Raw genomic sequence first — 17,521 nt, 5'->3', positions numbered from 1 at the left:
TGTCCCTGTCAACTTCCCGTAAAACCCAAAATTCGCCCCAAAAACCCCATCAGCCCTTCTTCTTCGACAACGTCGCGTACACCACGATGTTGTCCGTGTAGCTGTGCGCCTCCTTGTTGAAGACGCCGCCACACGTGATCAGCCGGAGCTGCGAGTCCTTGGTGTTCCCGTACACCCGGGACGTCGGGAACGCCGACTTGCTGACCTGCTCGATCCCGCTCACCGTGAACCGGGTGACCTTCCCGTCCGACCGGTACACGTAGATCTGGTCGCCCTTGGCCAGCTCGCGCAGACGGTCGAAGACGGCGGGGCCCTTGCGGGTGCTGACGTGGCCGTTGATGATCGCGGGCCCGAGCTCGCCGGGCACCGGCGAGAAGCGGTACCAGCCGGTCTGGTTGGGCCGGGTCAGCGGCGGAGTGCCCAGGTTGCCCTTGATGTCCACGGTGACGCCGCCGATGGGGGCGTTCACCTTGATCTTGGGGATCTTGATCCGGCTGGGCTTCGCCTTGGCCTTGGCGGCCTTCGTCCTGGCCTTGGGGATCGGCGGCACGGTCGGGGCCGCGGCCAGCGGCGGCGGCGCGTCCGGCCGGGCCGGGGTCAGCGTCGCGCCCTTGCCGCCCGGTCCCACGGTCGCGGGCAGCACGAACGCGCCCGCGTTCTCGATCTGCACGGCGGTCGGCCGGTCGGCGGCGGCCAGCGTGCCGGAGCCGTCGTCCACCTTGGGCGCCACGGAGAGCAGGCCCACCATGATCGCGCCGACGCCGGCCAGCGAACCGGCGATCAACAGTCCGGGCATCGCCCGCTGCATCGGAGTCTTCTGCTCGGCCATCACTTCGTTCCTCCCGCGTGCGCGGCCCTGCGGCGGCGCAGGGCGAGCCCGCCGCCCGCGCTGCCCATGAGCAACATCGCCCCACTGGCCATCAGCCCGTACGGCCGGTCCGGCTCGTCGGGCGCCTCACCGGTGTCCACCCCGCCCTTGGGGACCTTGGCCACCTGCGCCCTGACGTACGTGGTCGCCGTCGGGCCGGTCGCGGTGGGCGTGGCCGTGCTCGTCCCCGTGACCGCCGGCACCACGACCACGTGCCCGAGCCCGCTGCTCGGCGTGGGCCGCGAGTGGTTCCGCGTGGGGGTGCTGGTCGCCGTGGACGTGCCCGTGTTGGTGGGAGTGTTCGTCGGCGTGTTCGTGGGCGTGTTGGTGGGAGTGTTCGTCGGCGTGTTGGTGGGGGTCTGCGTGATCGTCGGTCCCGACTTCTCCCGTACGGTCACCGTCACCGAGACCGGCCCGCCGATGAGCTTGCACTTCGCGCCGTGGTAGCCCGTCGGGATCTTGGCGGTGTTGGTGGACACCTTGAACGCGTCGAGCCAGGCAGGCTTGCTGGAGGCGTTCACGATCCTGATGGTGTGCTTGCCGTACTTCAGCTCCGGCGACTTCCAGATCGTGAAGCCGCCGTCGAGGTCGTCGTTGACGGGCAGGTCGTCGTCGGAGCGCGAGGGGTCCTCCGTGGCCACCTTGCCGCCGTCGATGTAGATGTCCACGGGGCCGGCGTCCTTGTCGTGCGGCCCGATGTACTCCACGCCGGTGCCGGTGAAGCTCAGCTCGGCCCAGGCCCCGAGGTCGTTGGTCTCGTGCAGGTCGTTGTGCACGTGGTTCTCGGAGCCCGGACGGTCGTCGATCGAGGTCCAGCCGGGGCCGTAGGTGACCTTCATGTCGGTCGGGTTGTCGCTCTCGTTGCCGTCGTTGGCGACGACCGTGCCGTCCGGCGGGGTGAAGTCGAGCTCGATGTCCTTCGGCGTGACTCTGATGTTCCCGACCTTGTCGATCAGGCCGGGGTCGTTCAGAGACTCGGGCAGCGACAGTTCGCCGTCGGGGCGCAGCTTGCCCTTCTGCTCGACCGAGCCCTTCGGCTGCAGGATGCCCTGCCAGCTGCTGCTCAGCTCGACGTTGCCGGTGGCGTGCACGTTGGCGCCCGGAGCGAAGTAGCCGGGCGACTGGAGCCGTCCGTGGTCGGCGTAGTCGAGCTTCCAGGTGAAGTTGAGCGGGTCGCCGACCACCAGGTCGGTGGCGAAGGTGAGATGGGTGTTCAGGCGTACCGGTGCGTGCCGCACGATGCTGTCGGCCCCGGAGGGAACGCATTCGTACTGCACGTCCAGGTCGGCCGGTGCGGCCGAGGCCGGGACGCCGGGCAACGCGACGACCCCGACGGCCGCCACCGATGCGATCGACGCGGCGAGCAACGACTTGCGCCACCGACTCACGGGACACTCCGATCATCACAAATAGACCGAGGGTAGATCTTAGAGTCGAAAACACCCGCAACGCAGGCGGTTTCCCCCAAGTTCCAGCACTTGTGATGAAGCCGTGTCCCCTGCCGTGTCCCCTGCCGTGTCCCCTGCCGTGTCCCCCGCCGCCTCCCCTGCCGCGAAAGCGGGTATACCTCCGGGTAACAGAATCGTATTCTGTCGTGCACGACACCTGCTGGGAGGCGAATCGATGCAGCGAGACCTCTTCGACGAGGAGCACCTGCTCTTCAGGGAAACCGTGCGCGAGTTCATGGCCCGCGAGGTCGTGCCGCACCACGGCCAGTGGGAGAAGGACGGCATCGTGCCCCGCGACGTCTGGAAGAAGGCCGGCGAGATCGGCATGTTCGGCTTCGGCGTCCCCGAGGAGTACGGCGGATCCGGCATCACCGACTTCCGCTACAACGCGGTGATCGTCGAGGAGATCATCAGGACCGGCGCCTCCGGCCTGGGCTTCTCCCTGCACAACGACGTCATGGCCCCGTACGTCGTCGAGCTCACCGACGACGAGCAGAAGCAGCGCTGGCTGCCCGGCTTCGCCTCCGGGGAGCTCATCACCGCGATCGCGATGACCGAGCCGGGCGCCGGCAGCGACCTGCAGGGCATCAGGACCACCGCCGTCCGCGAGGGCGACCACTACGTGGTCAACGGCCAGAAGACGTTCATCACGAACGGCGTCAACGCCGACCTCGTGGTCGTGGTCGCCAAGACCGACCCCGAGGCCGGGGCCAGGGGAACGACGCTGATCGTGGTCGAGCGCGGCATGGAGGGCTTCAACCGCGGCCGGAACCTGGACAAGGTGGGCATGAAGGCCCAGGACACCGCCGAGCTGTTCTTCGAGAACGTGCGCGTGCCCGTCGCCAACCGCCTCGGCCCTAACGAGGGCGAGGGCTTCTTCCACCTGATGAACAACCTGCCCCAGGAGCGCCTGTCGATCGCCGTGGCGGCGGTGGCCGCGGCGGAGACGGTGCTGGAGCAGACGATCGAGTACTGCAAGACCCGCCAGGCGTTCGGCCGCAACATCGGCTCGTTCCAGAACACCCGGTTCGTCCTGGCCGAGCTGGCGACCGAGACGGAGATCGCCCGCCACTACGTGGACAAATGCATCCTGGCGCTCAACGCCCGGCAGCTCACCGTCGTGGACGCCGCCAAGGCCAAGTGGTGGACGACCGAACTGCAGAACAAGGTCATCGACCGCTGCCTCCAGCTCCACGGCGGCTACGGCTACATGATGGAGTACCCGGTCGCCAAGGCGTGGCTGGACAGCCGCGTCCAGACCATCTACGGCGGCACCACCGAGATCATGAAGGAGATCATCGGCCGGTCCTTCGGATTCTGACGGCGGGCGCGCGCCCGGCCGGGCCGCGCCGCATACTGTCACCATGGACGGCGGCCTGATCCTCCTCGTTTTCCTGGCGTTACTGTTCGCCTGGGGGCTCAACCGCGTGCGCAGGGCCTTCCGGCTCGGCCCCGTCGGCTACGCGGGCGTGATGATCGTGTTCATCATCGCCATGCTGCTCGTCTGGGGCCAGACGATGCGCTGAGGCCGGGAAGGCTCACCCCGGCATCCCCTGCACGAACCGGGTCAGCAGCCGGGCGAACTCGGCCCGCTCGGCCGCCGACCAGCCGGCGGTGGCCGACGCGAAGGCCGCCTGCCGGGCCTGCCGGGCCTGCGTGAGCGCGGCGGCGCCCGCGTCGGTCAGCACCAGCCACGCCCGCCGCCCGTCGGCCTGGTCGGCCTCCCGCCGCACCAGCCCCGCCGTCACGGCGGCCGTCACGAGCCGGCTCGCCCGCGGCTGGTCGACGTTGAGCGCCTCGGCGACCGCCGACACGGTGAGCCGTCCACCGGCGGCCTCGATCACGTCGAGCACCTCGAACTCGGGGCCCGCCGCGCCGTGCTGCCGGGCCAGCGCCCGCCTGCTCTGCCTGCGCCTGATCGCGACCATCGCCCGCTCGATCGCGGCGATTTCCTTGTCTTCATACATATAGTTGCTATTGTACATGCATGGACAGACCTATCGGATATTGGGTGAAGCACCTCGACAACCTGCTGGAGAACGCGTTGGGCCAAGCCCTGGCCACCCACGGCGCCTCACGCAGGGAGTGGCAGCTTCTCCACGCCACCGCCCAAGGGGAGAGCGCCGCCGCGCTGGCGCCGTTCGAGGGGGTGGAGGAGGCCGTACAGAGCCTGACGTCGAGGGGATGGCTCGCGGACGGGCGGCTGACCGACGAGGGCCGGGCCGTGCACACGGCCGTCTCCGAGCGGGTCACCCGCTTCCGGCAGCAGGTCACACAGGGCGTGAGCGCGCAGGAGTACCGGACCGCCGTCGAGGTGTTGCGCCGCATGGCGGCCAACGCCGAACGCTAGGAGGCCGCCCGGTCGGCCTCCAGCACGACCCGGGCCACCAGCTCCGGATCGTCGCTCATCGGCACGTGTCCGCAGCCCTTGAGCAGCTTGACCCGCTGCCCCGACCAGCGCGCCGCGCGCACGGCCTGGCGGCGCGGCAGCAACCGGTCGCGCTCGCCCCAGGCGATCGTGATGGGCGACTTCGGCGGGGCGGGCGGCATCAGCCCGCCGAACGACTCCAGCGTCTCGTCGAAGCCCGCCGCCCCCGCCAGCGCCTGCGTGGCCGCGACCAGCCCGGCGGGGTCGAGCCGGCTCGGACGGGCCACCAGCACCCCGCTGGACGCCGCCCGCATGACCGGGTTCCCGGCCGCCCTGACCGCCTGCTCCGGCGACATCGCGCGCGCCGAGTTCCGCAGGGCCTTCAGCGTCGTCTGGCAGTAGAGCAGCTCGGAGCGCGACCAGAAGCCGGCCGGCGACAGCGCGGTCGCCGCGCGCACGACGCCGCGCGAGGCCAGTTCGAGCGCGATGTAGCCGCCGAGCGAGTTGCCCACCACGTGCGGCTCCCGGATGCCGAGCAGCGCGCAGAACGACTCGACCGCGTCCGCCAGCGACTCCGCGGTGTACGGGATGCCCGCGGGCAGCCGCGGCGACACCCCGAAACCGGGCAGGTCGATCGCGATCACCATGTGGTCGGCGGCCAGCCGGTCCATCACCGGCAACCACGCCTGCCAGTGGTGCCCGATGCCGTGGACGAGGATCAGCGGCTCGCCGCTGCCCCGGCGTTCGAAGGCCAGCTCCATGCGGCTCAGTGAACCACTCACCTGCTCCGGGTGGGAATCTCGAACCAGACCGCTTTGCCTTCCCTGGTGGGACGGGATCCCCAGCGCTTGGCCAGCTGGTCGACGAGGTAGAGGCCGCGGCCGCCCTCGTCGTTCTCCCCGGCGCTGCGGATGCGGGGCAGGCGGAGGTCCTGGTCGAACACCTCGACCCAGACCGACTCCTCGCCCCTGCGCAGCCTCAGCGTGAACTCCTTGTCGCCGACCGGCTCCTCCTCGAAGCCCGGCATGTCCCAGGACTCCTCGAACGGCAGCGGCGGCCCCTCGACGACCAGCTCCCGGCGCGGGGAGTTGGCGGTGGAGGCGTGCAGCACCACGTTGGTGACGACCTCGGAGACCAGCAGGCAGGCCAGCTCGGCGCGTTCCTCGGGCACGTTCCAGCCGGAGAACGCCTCGGAGGCCATGCGGCGCGCCTCGCCGACCATGATCGGCTGGGCCGGGAAGGTGCGCTCCTCGACGTCGAGGTCGACGTCGCTGGAGCGGACGACCAGGATCGCCATGTCGTCGTCGATCTCGCCGGGCACCGCGATCGTGGCGGCGTCGGCGATGCGCTCGACGTCGGCGTCGGCCATCTTGGCGAGCTTCTCGCACAGCACGCCGAGCGTCTCCTCCTCGCTCGGCATCCTGCCGTCGCGGCCCGGACGCCGGTCGACCAGGCCGTCGGTGTAGAGCAGCAGCGCCGCGCCCGGCGGGAGGGTGCGGGTCTCCTCCTTGTAGACCAGGTCGGCGTGCAGGCCCTTGGCCCGGACGCCGAGCGGCTGGCCGACCTCCTCGATGTCCATCTCCAGGCACTGGCCGTCGACCACCAGCAGCGGCGGCGCGTGCCCGGCGTTGGCGAAGGAGAGCTGCCGGGACCAGGCGTCGTAGACGAGGTACTGGCAGGTGACGATGGGCGGGATGCTGACGTCGGCGCCGTTGTCGTCCTGCTCGGGGGTGGCGATGATGCGGGTCCACTCGTCGAGTCTGGCCAGGATGTCTGCGGGCGACTTGTCGTCTTGTGCGAAGGCCCGCAGCGCCGCCCTGAGCTGGCCCATGATGGCCGCGGCCTTGGCGCCCCTGCCCTCGACGTCGCCGATCACGATGCCGACCCGGCCGGCCGAGAGCGGGATCACGTCGTACCAGTCGCCGCCGACCTGGGTCTGGATGCCCTGGCCGTGGGAGGCGAGCGGGGCCGCCGGGTAGTAGCGCACCGCGATGTCGAGGCCGTCGAGCTGGGGCAGCGCCCTGGGCAGCAGGTGCTTCTGGAACGACTCGGCGGTGTGGCGCTCCTCCTCGAACAGCAGCGCGTTGTCGATCGCGAGGGCCACGCGGGTGGCGATGGCGCCCACGAAGTCGCGGTCGAAGGCGTCGTAGTGGGGGCTGCGCCGGTCGGTCAGGTTGGACAGGCCGAGGTACATCAGGCCCAGCGTCTCGCCGCGCACCAGCAGGGGGGCGACGATGGCCGAGGTCATGCCGATCTCACTGGCCAGGCGCGCGCTGCCCTCGTGCGGCGACGGGTAGCTGGTGGTGGAGAAGTCCTCGACGAGGATGGTCTCCTGGCGGCGCAGCGCGGTGTCGGCGTAGTGGCCGGAGGGGTAGCGGATCTCCGCGCCCACCGGCTTCCACGTGCCCGCGGGCGGGGTCCAGCCCTGGACGTGCTCCGAGACCCGGCGGACCAGCCGGTCGCCCTCCATGAGCTCGATGAAGCAGTGGTCGGCGAACTGCGGCACGAGCATCTCGGCCACCCGCTTGAGCGTCTCCTCGACGTAGAGGGAGCCGGCCAGCCGCTCGCCGATGCGTTCGAGGAGCCCGAAACGGTCTTTCTCGCGTTCGTTGCTGCGCAGGGCCTCGCGGGCCAGGATGACGATGCCGGTGACCGACCCGGACGGGTGGCGCAGCGGCACGGCCTGGGCGCGGACGTAGACGATCGTGCCGTCGCCGCGCCTGACGTCGAACGTGCCCTCCCACACGCCGCCCTTGAGCACGTGCTTGGCCAGCTCGATCGCCAGCGGGTGGTCCTTCTCCATGATCCCGAGGGACAGGACGGACGCGTCACGCCCCGGCGCGTTGCCGGGACGGCCGAACAGCTGCTCGGCGAAGGGATTCCAGTAGAGGAGATTGCTGAAGCGGTCTGTCACGACCACTGCCATTTCGGCATGGTCCAGAACGGACCCGGCACCAAGGTGATCAGCCGTTTCTTGTGACAGATCCCCCCATCGCTTCATCCGGAGACCACTCCTTGGGGTGGCTTGTGCGCACAGCGGACCACGGGTGCTCCTGCAACTGTCTTGGCCAGGGGAGAGTGGAGGGCCTCCCAAGAGGGATTCAACCAAGTGGCTGCGCGCGCGTCAGCGCTTGGAGACAAAAACGTGCGCGGCAACGTCACGCGGAAGCTCCGCGGGAGTGTCGTTCGCGTCACCGTCACCTGTCACCCGCACACCGTCGTCGCTCGCCGCGAGCGTCACCTCGCGTCCGGGTTGTATCCCAACTTGCTTGAGTTTAAGCATCACAGCAGGATCGCTTTGCACTTGTTCGCTGATCCGGCGCACCACGACCGGGATGTCACGCGGCCCGGCGGCCTCGGACATCGAGGTCAGGACGTTGGCCGCGCCCTCGGGCACCTCCTGCGCCCCCAGCTCGGCCAGCCCCGGGATGGGGTTTCCGTGCGGGCAGACCGTGGGGTTGTCGAGCAGCGTCACCAGCCGCGCCTCGACCGACTCGGACATGACGTGCTCCCACCGGCACGCCTCGATGTGCACCTCTTCCCAGGGAAGGCCGATGACCTGGGTGAGCAGGCATTCGGCCAGGCGGTGCTTGCGCATCACGCGGGTGGCCAGCGTGCGGCCCAGGTCGGTCATCGACAGGTGCCGGTCGCCCTCGACGCGGACGAGGCCGTCGCGCTCCATGCGGGCGACGGTCTGGCTCACGGTGGGGCCGCTCTGCTGGAGGCGCTCCGCGATGCGGGCGCGAAGGGGGACGATGCCCTCCTCTTCGAGCTCATAAATCGTACGGAGATACATCTCCGTCGTGTCGATCAGGCCGTGTGCGGTCAAGGCTCCTCCCAACTGAAATGCTACGCCGGTCGTGGCGGGGACTGAGCCCGTCCGCTACGGGCACAGAAGTCATCAGGAACCCTATTGGGAGAACGACCGACGATGGTTAAGGACGGCAACAACGGAGCGGCCGAGTTCCTTCCCGCCCGGCGCGACCTCGGCTCCCTGCGGACGGCGGCCGCCCGCTGCAAGGGCTGCGACCTGTACGCCAACGCCACCCGGACGGTGTTCGGCGAGGGTCCCGAGCAGGCCCGTTTCATGCTGGTGGGCGAGCAGCCGGGAGATCGCGAGGACCGCGAGGGGCATCCGTTCGTGGGGCCCTCCGGACGCGTGCTGGATCGGGGTCTGGAGGAAGCGGGAATCGAACGGGACGCGGTTTATCTGACGAACGCTGTCAAACATTTCTCCTTCACTCCCAGGGGGAAGAGAAGGATTCATCACAAGCCGACGGTCGCCGAGATCGAGGCGTGCCGGCCGTGGCTCGGCGCGGAACTGGAGCTGGTGCGTCCCGACGTGGTCGTGGTGCTCGGCGCGACGGCGGCCAGATCGCTGCTGGGCAGGGCGTTCCGGCTGACCGAGCACAGAGGCGAGCCGGTGCCGCTGGGCGACGCGCTCGCGGTGGCCACGATCCACCCCTCGGCGGTGCTGCGCGCTCCCGACCGGGACGCGGCCTACGCGGGCTTCGTCTCCGACCTCAGGGCCGCGGCGCGGGTGTCGGAGCGGTAATTGCGGAACCCGGCCACCGACAGGCCGACGACGAGCACGGTGACCGTGCACGCCAGTCCCCCGCCCACCCAGGCGCCGGTGAGCCCGAAGGCGGTCGCGGTCGCGCCGGCGCGCAGGTCGCCGAGGCGCGGGCCGCCCGCCACGACCACCATGAACACGCCCTGCATCCGCCCGCGCATCTCGTCGGGGGCGTAGAGCTGCAGGATCGACTGCCGCCACACCGACGAGATCACGTCGGCCACGCCGCCGACCGCCATGAACGCCACGACCAGCCACAGCTCGCGCACCAGCCCCGCGGCCGCGACGGCGAGCCCCCACATGGCGATGGCCAGCACGAGCGCGACGCCCTGCCGCGAGATCCGGCCCACCCAGCCGGAGAACAGCGCGCCGGCGACCGAGCCGAACGCCATGGCGGAGGTCACCCAGCCGAGCGCGGTCATCGAGCCGCCGAACCGATCGGCGGCCAGCTCGGGGTAGAGGGCGCGCGGCATGGCGAACACCATCGCGATGATGTCCACGACGAACGACATCAGCAGCACCGGGCTCCTGGCGATGAAGCTGAGGCCCTCCCAGACCGCCCGGGCCCCCGGACGTGTCACCTCGCCCAGCGGGGGCAGGGCGGGCAGCCTGAGGGCCGCGTAGAGGCCACCGCTGAACAGCAGGGCGTCCACCGCGTAGGCGGCGGCGTAGTTCGGGTGGTCGCCGCCGGTGGCCAGCAGCACGCCGCCGAGCATCGGGCCGACGACCGCGCCGAGGCTGTAGACCAGCGAGTTGAGCGCGTTGGCGGCCGGCACCAGGTCGGGGTCGAGGATGCGCGGGATCACCGAGCCCCTGGTCGGGCCGGTGATCGCGAACCCGGTGGCGTTGACCGCCGTCGCCGCGAAGATCAGATACACGTTGCCCAGCCCGAGCAGGGCCTGCGCCAGGATGACCAGGGTGGCCGCCCAGGTGATGAGCGAGCCGATGACGAGCAGCCTGCGCCGGTCGAAGGCGTCGGCGACGGCCCCGCCCCACAGCCCGAAGACCAGCAGCGGGACGAGGTTGGCCATGCCGAGCAGGCCCACCCAGAGCGAGGAGTGGGTCAGGTCGTAGACCTGCTGGCCGACCGCCACGACGGTGACGGCGACGCCCACGTTCGAGACGGCCTGGCCGGACCAGATCCGCCGGTACGCGGGCACGGCCAGCGGCCTTGTGTCCACAAGATGACGTTTGACCAGTTCCCCGAATGCCACCTAAGGCAATTTAAGGTGCAAGTCTCTCCAAAGCCCAACCGGGTCGGGTGCGCCGGTAGCGCAGCCTGTCGTGCATCCGGTCGAGCTGTCCCTGCCAGAACTCCACCTCGGTCGGCGTCACCCGGAAGCCGCCCCAGAAGTCGGGCACCGGCGGATCCTCCGGCCAGCGGGCGGACAGCTCCTCGTAGCGCTCGTCGAGCTCCTCGCGCGAGCGCACGACCGCCGACTGCCGCGAGGCCCAGGCCCCGATGCGGGAGCCGTACGGGCGGGAGTTGTAGTAGTCGGCCGACTCCTGGTGGGAGATGCGGGCGACGGTGCCCTCGATGCGGATCTGGCGGCGGATGGCGTGCCAGGGGAACAGCAGCGAGGCGCGTCCGTTCTCGGCCAGGTCGCGGCCTTTGCGGGACTCGTAGTTGGTGTAGAAGACGAAGCCGTTCTCGTCGTAGCCCTTGAGCAGGACCGTCCTGGCGCTCGGCCGGCCGCCCGCGGAGGCGGTGGCGAGGACCATGGCGTTGGGTTCGGGCAGGCCGGCGTCGAGCGCGTCCTGGAACCAGACGGTGAACTGCGCGACGGGGTCGGACGCGAGGTCGGTCTCGAGCAACGGCTCGCCCTCGTACGTTCGGCGTAGCGCCGCCAGCAGGGGCGGGCGCGGGGTGGCATCCACGAGACGGTATTCTTGCGCGCTCATGTGGCAGATCCCACGCTAGGGCGCGTTCGGCGGCCTGACGCAGGTCGCGGGACACGTGCCCACAGCAGGCTCCCTACCAGCGGGTTTGACGTTTCGGCGGGTCCCGAGACCGACCATGACCTGGGAGGGGGTTAAATTGACCCGCCGGTATCTCGACATCAAGGCATTGCCGTTACATGGCAAGAAAGGGAGGCGGCCGAGCATGTCCGACTTCAAACCCGGCCTCGAAGGCGTCGTAGCTTTCGAGACCGAGATCGCGGAACCGGACAAAGAAGGGGGCGCCCTTCGATACCGGGGCGTCGACATCGAGGAGCTGGTCGGCCGTGTCCCGTTCGGGCACGTTTGGGGCCTGCTGGTCGACAACAAGTTCCAGCCGGGCCTGCCCCCGGCGGAGCCGTACCCCATCCCTGTCCACTCCGGTGACATCCGCGTAGACGTGCAGAGCGCGCTGGCCATGCTGGCTCCGGCCTATGGCTTCAAGCCCCTGCTCGACATCAGTGACGAGGAGGCCCGCGACCAGCTCGCGCGCGCCTCCGTGATGGCGCTCTCCTTCGTCGCGCAGTCCGCGCGCGGCCTCGGCCTGCCGATGGTGCCGCAGAGCCGGGTCGACGAGGCGAAGACCATCGTCGAACGCTTCATGATCCGCTGGCGCGGTGAGCCTGATCCCAAGCACGTCAAGGCCATCGACGCCTACTGGACCTCGGCCGCCGAGCACGGCATGAACGCGTCCACGTTCACCGCCCGCGTCATCGCCTCCACCGGCGCCGACGTGGCCGCGGCGCTCTCCGGCGCCGTGGGCGCGATGTCGGGACCGCTGCACGGCGGCGCCCCCGCCCGCGTGCTCCACATGATCGAAGGCGTGGAGCAGCTGGGCGACGCCAAGAAGTACGTCCAGAGCGAGCTCGACAAGGGCAACCGGCTCATGGGCTTCGGCCACCGCGTCTACCGCGCGGAGGACCCGCGCGCCCGCGTGCTGCGCCGCACCGCCAAGGAGCTCGACGCGCCCCGCTACGAGGTCGCGGCGGCGCTGGAGCAGGCCGCCCTGGAGGAGCTGCACGCCCGCAAGCCCGACCGGGTGCTCGCCACCAACGTCGAGTACTGGGCGGCCGTGGTGCTGGACTTCGCCGAGGTGCCCTCGCACATGTTCACCTCGATGTTCACCTGCGCCCGCACGGCCGGCTGGGCCGCGCACATCCTGGAGCAGAAGCTCACCGGCCGCCTGGTGCGTCCGAGCGCCAACTACATCGGCCCGGCCTCGCGCCCGCTGAGCGACGTCCCCGGCGCCTCCGAGGTTGTCGGCACGATCTGACACGTTCTCACCCGTGTCATGAACGGCCCGCCCGCTCAAGGGCGGGCCGTTCCGCGTCTCATTCGGCGGACCCGTGCGACGTCACCCGGACGGCCTCAGTACGCTTGGCACGTGGCTGACATCGTGATTCCCGCTGACATCAAGCCCGCCGACGGCCGCTTCGGCTGCGGGCCCTCGAAGGTTCGCACCGAGCAACTGGCCGCGCTCGCCGCCTCCGGCGCGAGCCTCATGGGCACCTCCCACCGCCAGAAGCCGGTCAAGAACCTGGTCGGCCGCGTGCGCTCCGGCCTCGCCGACCTGTTCTCGCTGCCCGAGGGCTACCAGGTCGTGCTGGGCAACGGCGGCACCACCGCGTTCTGGGACATCGCGGCCTTCGGGCTGATCAGGGAGAAGTCCCAGCACCTGTCGTTCGGCGAGTTCTCCTCGAAGTTCGCCGCCGTCGCCAAGAAGGCGCCCTGGCTGGCCGACCCGAGCGTGATCAAGTCCGACGTCGGCACCCACCCCACCGCGGTGGCCGAGGACGGCGTCGACGTCTACGCCCTCACCCACAACGAGACCTCGACCGGCGTCGCCATGCCGATCTCCCGCGTGGGCGGCGACGACTCGCTGGTGCTGGTCGACGCCACCTCCGGCGCGGGCGGCCTGCCGGTCGACATCGCCGAGACCGACGTCTACTACTTCGCCCCGCAGAAGAGCTTCGCCTCCGATGGCGGCCTGTGGATCGCGATCATGTCGCCGCGCGCCCTGGCCCGGGTCGAGGAGATCGCCGCCTCCGGCCGGTACGTCCCCGAGTTCTTCAGCCTGCCGATCGCGATCGACAACTCCGGCAAGGACCAGACCTACAACACGCCCGCCGTGGCCACGCTGTTCCTGCTGGCCGACCAGCTCGACTGGATGAACGGCAACGGCGGCCTGGCCTGGACCACCGCCCGCACCGCCGAGTCCAGCCAGCGCCTCTACACCTGGGCCGAGAAGTCGTCCTACGCCACGCCGTTCGCCGCCCCGCAGTTCCGCTCGCAGGTGGTCGGCACGATCGACTTCAACGACGACGTCGACGCCGCCGAGGTGGCCAAGGTGCTGCGCGCCAACGGCATCGTCGACACCGAGCCCTACCGCAAGCTGGGCCGCAACCAGCTCCGCATCGCGATGTTCCCGGCCATCGAGCCGTCCGACGTCGAGGCGCTGACGGTCTGCGTCGACCACGTGGTCGAGCGTCTCTAGCCCGTCGCCCGCCGGCCCGTCCGGCGGGTCAGCTCGTCCAGGAGCGCCAGGGCGTCCGCCTCCTCGACGCTCTGCGCGAACCTCGTCAGCACCGGCAGCCTGTCGGTGCTGACGGCGAGGGCCTCCAGCATCAGGCGGCTGACGTGCTCGGCCCTTGAGCAGGCGGCCGCGTAGCGGAAGGCGTTGCGCGCGGGCGTGCGCACCAGCAGGCCCTTGCGCACCAGCCGCTCGGCGACGGTCTGCACGGTCGTGTACGCCAGGTCGCGGTCCTCGTTGAGGCTGCCCAGGAGCTCCCGCACGCGCATGGCCCTGCCGGCATCCCACAGCACGTTCATGATCGCGCGTTCCAGGGATCCCAGGTTCGCCAACTCAACCAGTCCTCCGGCTCGATCAGTAGGAAACATTCTTGCCCGAACAGCCCCCGATCGGCCAGGGGCGAGCGCTGCCCCGCAGCCTCGGCTACCTCATGTTCGCCAGCCGCTGGCTGCAGGTCCCGCTCTACCTGGGCCTCATCGTGGCGCAGGCGGTGTACGTCTGGCAGTTCATGACCGAGCTGTGGCACCTGATCAGCAGCGTCTTCCTGCACCCGGCGACCGGCGACGGCACCTCGGCCGAGGTCGTCGTCATGCTGACGGTCCTGGCGCTGATCGACGTCGTGATGATCTCCAACCTGCTGATCATGGTGATCATCGGCGGCTACGAGACGTTCGTCTCGCGGATCAACCTCAACGACCATCCCGACGAGCCCGAATGGCTCTCCCACGTCAACGCCAACGTGCTGAAGGTCAAGCTGGCCACGGCCATCGTGGGCATCTCGTCGGTGCACCTGCTGCAGACGTTCATCCGGGCCCGTGACGTGCCCAACGACAAGATCATGTGGCAGACGATCATCCATCTGGCGTTCGTGGCCTCGGCGATCGGCCTGGCGCTCATCGACCGCATGCTCGCCGGCTCACCGGCCGAGCGCACCAAGCCGCACCTGTAGGGCTCAGACGCGGGCCGGCAGCTCTTTCCTGCGGCGCAGCACCCAGGCGGCCACCACGCCGCCCAGGAGCCCGAACAGGTGGCCCTGCCACGAGATGCCCTGCTGGTTGGGGAGCAGGCCCCACAGGATCGAGTAGTAGGCCACGCCCACGCCGATGCCGATCAGGACGTCCACCAGGCGGCGGTCGAACAGGCCCCGGGCCAGCACGAAGCCGAAGTAGCCGAAGACCAGGCCGCTCGCGCCGATGGTGATCACGCCGGGGCTGGACACCCACGTGCCGAGGCCGCCGATCAGCACGATCAGCAGCGTGGCCCAGAGGAACTTGCGGATGTCGCGCACCGCCGCCAGGAAGCCCAGCACCAGCAGCGGCAGCGAGTTGGCCATGAGGTGGCCGAAGCCGCCGTGCAGGAACGGCGCGAACAGGATGCCCACCAGGCCGTCGGCGTCCCAGCCAGCGATGCCGTAGGAGTCGAGCGCGCCGCCCATCACGTAGTCGACGCCTTCCAGGACCCACATCACGGCGAGCATGGACCCGAGGATGACGATCGCCTTGATCGCGCTCGACAGGAAGGTGCCGGCGCCGCGCTTGGCCGACTCGAACCTGGAACCCGAATGGTCGCTCATGCGCTCTCCTGGTGGTGGTCTCCTCCCTTTACCGTACGCAGGAAAGGTCACGCACGCGCGTTGACGCGGCCCCTTCCGGACGTGCGGAAGGGGCCGGCGTACGGGTGAGGGTTACTCGCCCTTCCACTGGGGGGCGCGCTTCTCGGCGAAGGCCGCCGCGCCCTCCATGGCGTCCTTGGAGCCGAACACCGGGTTGATGATCGCGCCCTGCCTCTTGAACATCTCCTCCAGGGGCCAGTCCTGGGACTCGATGATCACCTTCTTGGTCGCCGCGAGCGCCAGGGGCGCGTTGGCGGCGATCTTGCGGGCCAGCTCCAGCGCGCCCTCCAGGGCGGCCCCCGGCTCGGTGATCCGGTTGACCAGGCCCAGCTCGTACAGGCGGGAGGCGGGGTAGTGGTCGCCGGTCAGGGCGATCTCCATGGCCACGTGGTACGGGATCCGCCGCGGCAGCCGCATGATCCCGCCCGCGCCCGCCACCAGCCCGCGCTTCGGCTCGGGCAGCCCGAACGTGGACTCCGACGAGGCCACGATGACGTCGCAGGACAGGGCCAGCTCGAAGCCGCCCGCCAGGGCGTACCCCTCGACCGCGGCCACCAGCGGCTTCTTCGGCGGCGCCTCGGCGATGCCGCCGAAGCCGCGCCCCTCGACCACCGGGACGTCCCCGGACAGGAACCCCTTGAGGTCCATGCCCGCGCAGAACGTGCCCCCGGCGCCGGTCAGCACGTACGCCGAGATCTCGGGGCGGGCGTCGAAGGCGTCCAGCGCCTCGGCGATCCCCCGGGCCACCGCGCCGTTGATCGCGTTACGCGCCTTCGGCCGGTTGATGGTGATGACCGCGACGTTGCCGGACTCCTCGACGAGCACTTCGTCAGACACGGGACCTCACTTGGGCTGGAAGCGGATGCCGCCGTCGAAGCGCACGACCTCGGCGTTCATGTAGTCGTTCTGGACGAGCGAGTGCACCAGGTGGGCGAACTCGTCGGCCCGGCCCATGCGCTTGGGGAAGACCACGGGGGCCACGAGCTTGGCCTTGAACTCCTCGGCGTTGCCGGAGAAGCCGTAGATGGGGGTGTCGATGATGCCGGGGCAGATCGTGTTCACGCGTACGCCGATGGCCGCCAGGTCGCGCGCGGCGGGGACCGTCATGCCCACGATGCCGCCCTTGGAGGCCGAGTAGGCGAGCTGGCCCGTCTGGCCCTCCAGGGCGGCGACGGAGGCCGTGTTGATGACCACGCCGCGCTGGCCGTCGGCGTCGACCGGCTCGGTGGCGGCGATGGCGGCCGCGGCGATGCGCATGAGGTTGAAGGTGCCGATCAGGTTGACCTCGATCACCTTGCGGTACGTGGCCGGGTTGTGCGGCTTGCCCTCGCGGTTGACCGTGCGCTCGGCCCAGCCGATGCCCGCGCTGTTGACCACGACGCGCAGCGGCTTGCCCGTGGCCACGGCCGCGTCGACGGCCGCCTGCACCTGATCGTCGTCCGACACGTCCGTCCTGACGAAGACGCCGCCGAGCTCGTCGGCGACGGCCTTGCCGCGCTCCTCGTTGAGGTCGGCGATGACCACGGTGGCGCCCGCGCGGGCGAGCTCGCGGGCCGTCGCCTCACCGAGGCCGCTGGCACCGCCGGAGATGATTGCTGCAGATCCGTTGACGTCCATATCCCGGACCTTAACGCGCCAACCGAATGAAGTTCTACTCGGGGCCGGTTAAATTCCGCCCACGGCGCTGTCGACGTCGGAGTACACCTTGATCCGCCGGTCGAGCCCCGTGGTCCGCAGGATGCGCGCCACGGGCGCCTGGGGCGCGGCGAGGGACACCCCGCCCCCTTCTCCCGTGGCCAGCCGCCAGGCCTCGATCAGCACCGAAAGACCGCTGGAGTCCATGAACGACAGTTGCTGCAGGTCGAGCACGAGCCTGGCGCTGTCCTGCTTGATGGCGTCGCGGACCTCGTCGCGGAGGAACGGTGCGGTGAACAGATCGAGCTCTCCCTCAACGGCCACCACCACGGCGTCACCCAGGGCGTGTCGCGCAAGCCGCAGCTTCATTTGGCCCCTCCTCGATGAGCCACTGTACTTCGACATCCCCGGATAGCGGGCATGCACAAACTACGAAGAGCCGGATACAGAAGGACTAGGTCCTGTTTCATAAGGCGTTGAGCCACTGGTTGATCGCGGCGATGACGATGACGGCTTCGTAGCGTACGGCGAGTTTGTCGTAGCGGGTTG

The 17,521-nt window shown here is 69.9% G+C and carries 20 protein-coding genes; 7 read left to right on the top strand and 13 right to left on the bottom strand.

Annotated elements, in window-relative coordinates:
* Positions 1-49: 49 nt before the first annotated feature.
* On the bottom strand, positions 50-829 hold the full coding sequence (locus ACIBQ6_RS49590) for a class F sortase (protein ID WP_352322264.1): 780 nt from the start codon (positions 827-829) through the stop codon (positions 50-52).
* Positions 829-2,256 carry a hypothetical protein gene (locus tag ACIBQ6_RS49585; protein ID WP_397219487.1) on the bottom strand — a complete coding sequence of 476 codons (1,428 nt, stop codon included), beginning with the start codon at positions 2,254-2,256 and terminating at the stop codon, positions 829-831. The genes ACIBQ6_RS49590 and ACIBQ6_RS49585 overlap by 1 nt, the downstream gene beginning before the upstream one ends.
* A 235-nt stretch (positions 2,257-2,491) precedes the next feature.
* On the opposite strand from ACIBQ6_RS49585, the gene ACIBQ6_RS49580 reads away from it, so the two are divergent.
* Both ACIBQ6_RS49580 and ACIBQ6_RS49575 read left to right on the top strand, forming a co-directional pair.
* On the top strand, positions 2,492-3,637 hold the full coding sequence (locus ACIBQ6_RS49580; RefSeq protein WP_358289192.1) for an acyl-CoA dehydrogenase family protein: 1,146 nt from the start codon (positions 2,492-2,494) through the stop codon (positions 3,635-3,637).
* A gap of 43 nt (positions 3,638-3,680) precedes the next feature.
* A complete protein-coding gene (locus ACIBQ6_RS49575) occupies positions 3,681-3,842 on the top strand; it encodes a hypothetical protein (protein WP_352322270.1) in 162 nt (53 codons plus the stop codon).
* Positions 3,843-3,854: 12 nt separating this feature from the next.
* Here the strand turns inward: ACIBQ6_RS49575 and ACIBQ6_RS49570 are convergent, their stop codons facing one another.
* The gene (locus tag ACIBQ6_RS49570) at positions 3,855-4,283 is read right to left on the bottom strand and encodes a MarR family winged helix-turn-helix transcriptional regulator (RefSeq protein ID WP_358289195.1); all 429 of its coding nucleotides are present in this window, start codon (positions 4,281-4,283) and stop codon (positions 3,855-3,857) included.
* A 20-nt stretch (positions 4,284-4,303) separates the two neighbouring features.
* Here ACIBQ6_RS49570 and ACIBQ6_RS49565 point away from each other — a divergent pair, with 20 nt between their 5' ends.
* Positions 4,304-4,666 carry a MarR family winged helix-turn-helix transcriptional regulator gene (locus ACIBQ6_RS49565; RefSeq protein WP_397219486.1) on the top strand — a complete coding sequence of 121 codons (363 nt, stop codon included), beginning with the start codon at positions 4,304-4,306 and terminating at the stop codon, positions 4,664-4,666.
* Here ACIBQ6_RS49565 and ACIBQ6_RS49560 read toward each other — a convergent pair.
* From ACIBQ6_RS49560 to ACIBQ6_RS49550, 3 genes are all read right to left on the bottom strand, one after another.
* Positions 4,663-5,466, bottom strand: coding sequence for an alpha/beta fold hydrolase (locus tag ACIBQ6_RS49560; RefSeq protein WP_397219485.1), 804 nt, complete (start codon positions 5,464-5,466; stop codon positions 4,663-4,665). The genes ACIBQ6_RS49565 and ACIBQ6_RS49560 overlap by 4 nt on opposite strands.
* The gene (locus tag ACIBQ6_RS49555; RefSeq protein ID WP_358289204.1) at positions 5,463-7,685 is read right to left on the bottom strand and encodes a SpoIIE family protein phosphatase; all 2,223 of its coding nucleotides are present in this window, start codon (positions 7,683-7,685) and stop codon (positions 5,463-5,465) included. Before ACIBQ6_RS49555 ends, ACIBQ6_RS49560 begins: the two co-directional genes overlap by 4 nt.
* Positions 7,686-7,808: 123 nt before the next feature.
* Positions 7,809-8,513 carry a metal-dependent transcriptional regulator gene (locus ACIBQ6_RS49550; RefSeq protein ID WP_397219483.1) on the bottom strand — a complete coding sequence of 235 codons (705 nt, stop codon included), beginning with the start codon at positions 8,511-8,513 and terminating at the stop codon, positions 7,809-7,811.
* A gap of 102 nt (positions 8,514-8,615) precedes the next feature.
* Between ACIBQ6_RS49550 and ACIBQ6_RS49545 the strand changes: the two genes are divergently transcribed.
* On the top strand, positions 8,616-9,239 hold the full coding sequence (locus ACIBQ6_RS49545; protein ID WP_397219482.1) for a UdgX family uracil-DNA binding protein: 624 nt from the start codon (positions 8,616-8,618) through the stop codon (positions 9,237-9,239).
* Here the strand turns inward: ACIBQ6_RS49545 and ACIBQ6_RS49540 are convergent.
* A complete protein-coding gene (locus ACIBQ6_RS49540; protein WP_397219480.1) occupies positions 9,185-10,471 on the bottom strand; it encodes an MFS transporter in 1,287 nt (428 codons plus the stop codon). The two genes, ACIBQ6_RS49545 and ACIBQ6_RS49540, sit on opposite strands and share 55 nt — an antisense overlap.
* Positions 10,472-10,481: 10 nt before the next feature.
* Positions 10,482-11,159, bottom strand: a complete 678-nt coding sequence (gene pdxH, locus ACIBQ6_RS49535) for a pyridoxamine 5'-phosphate oxidase (protein ID WP_358289213.1) — start codon at positions 11,157-11,159, stop codon at positions 10,482-10,484.
* 202 nt (positions 11,160-11,361) lie between these two features.
* On the opposite strand from pdxH, the gene ACIBQ6_RS49530 reads away from it, so the two are divergent.
* Both ACIBQ6_RS49530 and serC read left to right on the top strand, forming a co-directional pair.
* Positions 11,362-12,468, top strand: a complete 1,107-nt coding sequence (locus ACIBQ6_RS49530) for a citrate synthase 2 (protein ID WP_352322285.1) — start codon at positions 11,362-11,364, stop codon at positions 12,466-12,468.
* A 111-nt stretch (positions 12,469-12,579) separates the two neighbouring features.
* Positions 12,580-13,689: a phosphoserine transaminase gene (serC, locus tag ACIBQ6_RS49525; protein WP_352322287.1), complete on the top strand. Its 1,110-nt coding sequence runs from the start codon at positions 12,580-12,582 to the stop codon at positions 13,687-13,689.
* Here serC and ACIBQ6_RS49520 read toward each other — a convergent pair.
* A complete protein-coding gene (locus ACIBQ6_RS49520; protein WP_352355380.1) occupies positions 13,686-14,057 on the bottom strand; it encodes a BlaI/MecI/CopY family transcriptional regulator in 372 nt (123 codons plus the stop codon). The two genes, serC and ACIBQ6_RS49520, sit on opposite strands and share 4 nt — an antisense overlap.
* Positions 14,058-14,095: 38 nt before the next feature.
* Here ACIBQ6_RS49520 and ACIBQ6_RS49515 point away from each other — a divergent pair, with 38 nt between their 5' ends.
* Positions 14,096-14,674: a TIGR00645 family protein gene (locus ACIBQ6_RS49515; RefSeq protein ID WP_397219479.1), complete on the top strand. Its 579-nt coding sequence runs from the start codon at positions 14,096-14,098 to the stop codon at positions 14,672-14,674.
* Between the two features lie 3 nt (positions 14,675-14,677).
* Here ACIBQ6_RS49515 and ACIBQ6_RS49510 read toward each other — a convergent pair whose 3' ends face one another.
* From ACIBQ6_RS49510 to ACIBQ6_RS49495, 4 genes are all read right to left on the bottom strand, one after another.
* Positions 14,678-15,298 (bottom strand): rhomboid family intramembrane serine protease, encoded by a 621-nt coding sequence (locus ACIBQ6_RS49510; protein ID WP_358289223.1) that lies wholly within the window; start codon positions 15,296-15,298, stop codon positions 14,678-14,680.
* A 111-nt stretch (positions 15,299-15,409) separates the two neighbouring features.
* The gene (locus ACIBQ6_RS49505; protein WP_397219478.1) at positions 15,410-16,174 is read right to left on the bottom strand and encodes a crotonase/enoyl-CoA hydratase family protein; all 765 of its coding nucleotides are present in this window, start codon (positions 16,172-16,174) and stop codon (positions 15,410-15,412) included.
* A gap of 6 nt (positions 16,175-16,180) precedes the next feature.
* Complete coding sequence (locus ACIBQ6_RS49500; RefSeq protein WP_352322296.1) at positions 16,181-16,954, bottom strand: SDR family NAD(P)-dependent oxidoreductase; 774 nt, start codon at positions 16,952-16,954, stop codon at positions 16,181-16,183.
* Between the two features lie 48 nt (positions 16,955-17,002).
* Positions 17,003-17,341 (bottom strand): STAS domain-containing protein, encoded by a 339-nt coding sequence (locus ACIBQ6_RS49495; RefSeq protein ID WP_138689510.1) that lies wholly within the window; start codon positions 17,339-17,341, stop codon positions 17,003-17,005.
* Positions 17,342-17,521: the final 180 nt, after the last annotated feature.

This window comes from Nonomuraea sp. NPDC049655 (genome assembly GCF_044465465.1).
Lineage (GTDB): Bacteria > Actinomycetota > Actinomycetes > Streptosporangiales > Streptosporangiaceae > Nonomuraea.
The sequence above is the reverse complement of the archived record's forward strand: the minus strand, read 5'-3'. Positions and strand labels throughout refer to the sequence as shown.